Genomic DNA, 1,944 nt, shown 5'->3' with positions numbered 1-1,944 from the left:
GGCTGTTCGCCCTCGAGGTTCCGGAGATCGCGGACGGCACCGTGGAGATCCCCGCGGTGGCACGTGAGGCAGGTCACCGTTCGAAGATCGCGGTGAAATCAACGGTTGCCGGAGTGAACCCCAAGGGTGCCTGCATCGGCCCGATGGGTGCCCGTGTGCGCAACGTGATGCACGAGCTCGGTGGCGAGAAGATCGACATCATCGACTACTCGGACGACCCTGCCACTTTCGTCGGGAATGCATTGTCACCAGCGAAGGTTGTGTCCGTACGGGTGCTCGACGAACGCGCCAAGACGGCGCGTGTCGTGGTGCCGGACTTCCAGCTGTCGCTGGCGATCGGCAAGGAGGGCCAGAACGCCCGCCTGGCCGCCCGCCTGACCGGCTGGCGCATCGACATCCGCAGCGACGCGGAGTCCCCGGCCGCCGGTGCGGTCACATCCAGTTCGGCCGAATGAGCTCCAGGGGATAGAATTATCAACGGTTCAACGTCAGGTTCGGTCTCCCAGCACATCGGCCCTGTTCGCACGTGCATTGGATGCCGTACCCGGACGTTGCCGTCTGAGCTGCTGCGTGTGGTCGCGATCGACGGTTCGGTGGTTCCGGACGTCGGCAGGCGGCTTCCTGGTCGGGGTGCTTGGTTGCATTTCGATCTCGAATGTCTGCGCAACGCCGAGCGGCGACGGGCGTTCTCGCGGGCCCTCCGGGTCCAGGGAGCTCTCGACGTCGCTTTGTTGCGCGAGCACTTGGAGCAGCACGGGAACTTGGCCGCGGGACAGCCCCGTGGCCAGCAAGCAACAAGGAAGCAGGTCGACCCGTCATGAGTCAGCCGTGAAGCTGAAGACATGAACGCGCGACGTTAAGACGAGGTCGATGGGACTTGCCCGCCGGCCTCACGACCAAGGAGAGCAGTGGCAGGCAAGGCCCGCGTGCATGAGCTCGCGAAAGAGCTCGGTGTTACGAGCAAGGAAGTTCTGAACAAGCTCGCCGAACAGGGCGAGTACGTGAAGTCCGCGTCGTCGACCGTCGAGGCCCCCGTGGCCCGGCGGCTTCGTGACGCCTACGAAGCCAAGTCCTCGAAGCCGTCGGCCCCCAAGCCGTCCGCTCCGAAGCCCAAGGCGCCCGCCCCCGCGGCAGCCGCTCCCGCCGCACCGGCGGAGTCGAAGCCGGCCGCTAACGACAAGCCCGCCGCACCGAAGGGCATGCCCGGCCCCAGGCCGGCCGCCCCGCGTCCGCCGGCGCCCAAGCCCGCTCCGGCAGCTCCTGCCGCGCAGGCTCCGGCTCCCGCGGAGCCCGCGGCACCCGCACCCGCGCAGCAGCAGCCCCAGGCTCCGGCCGCCGCACCGGCTCCGGCCGCGTCGGCTCCGGCCGCCCCCAAGGCCGCTCCGGCTCCCGGCACCAAGCCGGGTGGCGGTCCGCGTCCGGGCCCGCGCCCGGCTCCGCAGCAGCAGCCGCAGGCTCCGGCCGCGTCGACCGGTGCGCAGCAACAGCAGCAGTCCCCGTCCGTGGTGCCGCCGCGCACGCAGGCCGCCAAGCCTGCGGGCCCGCGCTCCCCGCGTCCGGGCAACAACCCCTTCGGCGTCGGTGGCGGCAACGCTCCCGGCCCGCGTCCTGGACCTCGTCCCGGCCCGCGTCCGGAGCAGGGCGGCGGCGACCGTCCCACCGGTCCGAAGCCCGGTGACCCGCGTCCCGCGAACCCCCGTCCGGCAGCTGCCCAGGGTGGCGGCCGTCCCGGTCCGGGTGGTCAGGGCGGACCTCGTCCGGCTCCTGGTCAGGGCGGTCCCCGTCCCGGCCCCGGTCAGGGTGGTCCTCGCCCCAACCCGGGCAACATGCCTCCGCGCCCGAACCCCGGCATGATGCCGGGTCGCCCGGCCGGTAACCGTCCTGGCCCTGGTGGCGGCGGTGGCCGTCCCGGTGGCGGCGGCGGTGGCGGCGGTCGTCCCGGTG

At 71.8% G+C, this 1,944-nt stretch carries 3 protein-coding genes; all 3 read left to right on the top strand.

The genetic code is table 11. From position 1 onward, the window contains the following. The coding region (nusA, locus tag B0F77_RS46410) for a transcription termination/antitermination protein NusA (protein WP_425435850.1) at positions 1 to 455 on the top strand (455 nt) is incomplete at its 5' end. 15 nt (positions 456 to 470) lie between these two features. Next, positions 471 to 821, top strand: a complete 351-nt coding sequence (locus B0F77_RS46405) for a DUF448 domain-containing protein (protein ID WP_086669365.1) — start codon at positions 471 to 473, stop codon at positions 819 to 821. A gap of 87 nt (positions 822 to 908) precedes the next feature. Then, positions 909 to 1,944: translation initiation factor IF-2 N-terminal domain-containing protein (locus tag B0F77_RS46400; protein WP_211294387.1), on the top strand; the 1,036-nt coding region annotated here is incomplete at its 3' end.

It is taken from the genome of Lentzea kentuckyensis (assembly GCF_002150765.1).
Taxonomy (GTDB): domain Bacteria; phylum Actinomycetota; class Actinomycetes; order Mycobacteriales; family Pseudonocardiaceae; genus Lentzea; species Lentzea kentuckyensis.
This window is presented reverse-complemented; position numbering and strand designations above follow the sequence as displayed.